A 2,711-nucleotide genomic window follows, 5' to 3' on the forward strand; every position below is an offset into this window, starting at 1 on the left:
GTCGGCAGCTGGCCCGGCARCACCGGCAGCTTGCCCTGCATGAAGTCGCGGAAGCTCTGCCCGCTGGCATTGTGGTAGATGCCATCGCGGTAGGAGAAATACATCGGCACGTCGAGCAGGTAGTCGACATAGCGCTCGTAACCGAAGCTGTCCTCGAACACGAAGTCGAGCATGCCGGTACGGTCGGCATCGGTATCGGTCCAGATGTGCGAGCGGTAGCTGAGGTAGCCGTTCGGCTTGCCTTCGGTGAAAGGCGAGTCGGCGAACAGTGCGGTGGCGATCGGCTGCAGCGCCAACGACACGCGGAACTTCTTCACCATGTCCGCTTCGCTGGCGTAATCCAGGTTCACCTGCACGGTGCAGGTGCGGGTCATCATGTCCAGGCCCAGCGAACCGACCTTGGGCATGTACGAGCGCATGATCTTGTAGCGGCCCTTGGGCATCCACGGCATTTCATCGCGCGTCCACTTCGGCTGGAAGCCCATGCCGAGGAAACCCAGCTGCAGTTCGCCGGCCACCTGCGCCACTTCATTGAGGTGGGTGCCGGTTTCCACGCAGGTCTGGTGAATGGTTTCCAGCGCCGCACCGGACAGCTCCAGCTGGCCCGCCGGCTCCAGGGTCACCGAGGCGCCATCACGCAGCAGGGCGATGGTGTTGCCGTTTTCCTGCACCGGCGTCCAGCCGAAGCGGACCAAGCCGTTGAGCAGGGCCTCGATGCCGCGCTCGCCATCGAAGGTCGGCGGACGCAGGTCATCCAGGCGGAACCCGAACTTCTCGTGCTCGGTACCGATGCGCCACTGCGAACGGGGCTTCTCGCCGGAGGCGATCTCCGCCACCAGTTGCGAGCGGTCGGTAATGGGCGTATCGGCGACGTGGCTGGGGCTCGACAAGGGGGTGGCTCGCTGGACGGTGGCAGGGGATGTGGGGCTGGGAGCCTTGCATCGCAAGGGCGCACTATAGCGTGGCGGCTCGTTACGTCATGCGACGGTGACGGGTTTCAGCATCCTACCGACACCCTCTTGACCCTCGTACACTCAGGGCCATGAGCCGCCATTCACGACATCCCGAGCTGCACCGTGCCGATCGCGTCGGCTGGCTGCGGGCCGCCGTACTGGGCGCCAACGATGGCATTGTCTCGGTCGCCGGCCTGGTGGTCGGCGTGGCCGCCAGCGGCGCCTCGGCCAGCACGATCCTGGCCACCGGCGTGGCCGGCACCGTGGCCGGAGCGATGTCGATGGCCGCCGGCGAGTATGTGTCGGTGCAGACCCAGGCCGATACCGAGAATGCCGATCTGGCGATGGAGAAACGCGAGCTGCACGAAGACCCGCACAGCGAACTGGACGAGCTGACCGCGATCTACCGCCACCGCGGCCTGGAGCCGGCGCTGGCGCGCCAGGTCGCCGTGCAGCTGACCGAGCACGACGCACTGGGCGCCCACGCACGCGACGAACTGGGCATCACCGAAGAGCTGCGTGCACGGCCGCTGCAGGCCGCACTGGCCTCGGCAGGCGCCTTCACCTGCGGCGCTGCCCTGCCGGTGCTGACCGCACTGCTGGCACCGGTACAGAACGTCGCCACCGCCACCACGGTAAGCACGCTGGCCGGCCTGTGCCTGACCGGCGCGATGGCGGCACGCGCCGGTGGCGCGTCACCGACGCGCGGCGCCCTGCGCGTGATGTTCTGGGGTGCGCTGGCGATGGCCGCTGCAGCGGCGGTCGGCCGCCTGCTGGGCGCGCACGTCGTATGACCGGCATGCCCCCCACCGCCATGGCACTGCTGGCGGAGATGGCCAGCCTGGCCGGCTGCGAACGCGCTGAAGGCTATGCCTGCATCACCGCCCGCCGCGAGCATGGCGCCAGTTCGGTGGAGATACCGCAGCCGCAGTTCGCGATCCTGCTGGAAGGCCGCAAGCAGGTGCGTACCGCACACCAGTCGCTGACCTTCGTCCCGGGCGACATCCTGCTGATCACCCAGCGTTGCCGCATCGATGTGGTCAACACACCGGACCCGCAGACCGGCCGCTACCTCAGCGCGATCGTGCCGCTGTGCACGGAAGTGCTGGCGGCTGCGCGCACGCTGTGGAGCGAAGCCTTGCCGACGGCCGGACCGGCGTTGGCACGGCAGGCGCTGAGCGATCACGCCACGGCGCTGCGCAGCTGGCGGCAGTCGTTGCAGGATGGCCGCTACAGCGAAGCACGGCTGGCGCTGGCCACGCTGGTGCTGGCGTGGTGCCGGCAGGGCCACGGCAACCTGCTGCTGCCGCACGCACCGACGCTGGGCGAACAGATCCGCGACCGCATCGCCGCGGAACCGGCACGCGACTGGCAGTCGCGCGACGTTGAAGCGCACTTCGCGCTGAGCGGTGCGACCCTGCGGCGGCGGTTGGCGGCCGAAGCCACCAGCCTGCGCCAGCTGCTGACCGAAGCGCGCCTGGCCCACGGCATGCAGCTGCTGTACACCACCGATCTGCCGCTGAAGACCGTGGCAGCGCGCGCGGGGTATCGCTCTGCAGCGAGCTTCAGCAAGCGCTTCGCCGAGCAGTACGGGCTGGCTCCTACAGATATTTGAGGGTTCTTCAGCAGGGCTGCGCCCTGCACCCGCAGAGGGTCTTCAAGCAACGGCAACAGCAAAGGCCAAAGCGGCATCCCGTGGGATGGCGGGGCACTGTGGGTTTGCGGGGACGCCGTGAATCCGTCCATGGAGGCTTGGTC

Annotated in this window: 3 protein-coding genes; 2 read left to right on the forward strand and 1 reads right to left on the reverse strand. The window is 68.2% G+C overall.

Features of this window, described 5'->3' with window-relative positions:
- Positions 1-890: glutamate--cysteine ligase (locus AB4Y84_RS18715; RefSeq protein WP_442250640.1), on the reverse strand; the 890-nt coding region annotated here is incomplete at its 3' end.
- A 152-nt stretch (positions 891-1,042) separates the two neighbouring features.
- On the opposite strand from AB4Y84_RS18715, the gene AB4Y84_RS18720 reads away from it, so the two are divergent.
- Together AB4Y84_RS18720 and AB4Y84_RS18725 are read left to right on the forward strand one after the other, a co-directional pair.
- Entirely contained in the window at positions 1,043-1,747 is a 705-nt protein-coding gene (locus tag AB4Y84_RS18720) for a VIT1/CCC1 transporter family protein (RefSeq protein WP_363731640.1), read from the forward strand.
- Positions 1,744-2,568 carry a helix-turn-helix transcriptional regulator gene (locus AB4Y84_RS18725; protein ID WP_230112667.1) on the forward strand — a complete coding sequence of 275 codons (825 nt, stop codon included), beginning with the start codon at positions 1,744-1,746 and terminating at the stop codon, positions 2,566-2,568. The genes AB4Y84_RS18720 and AB4Y84_RS18725 overlap by 4 nt, the downstream gene beginning before the upstream one ends.
- Positions 2,569-2,711: the final 143 nt, after the last annotated feature.

This window comes from Stenotrophomonas sp. 2YAF22, from assembly GCF_052114665.1.
GTDB lineage: Bacteria > Pseudomonadota > Gammaproteobacteria > Xanthomonadales > Xanthomonadaceae > Stenotrophomonas > Stenotrophomonas indicatrix.

Coding starts and splice junctions, on each gene's coding strand:
- AB4Y84_RS18720 (WP_363731640.1), top strand. CDS start 1,043: ATGAGCCGCCATTCACGACATCCCGAGCTGCACCGTGCCGATCGCGTC.
- AB4Y84_RS18725 (WP_230112667.1), top strand. CDS start 1,744: ATGACCGGCATGCCCCCCACCGCCATGGCACTGCTGGCGGAGATGGCC.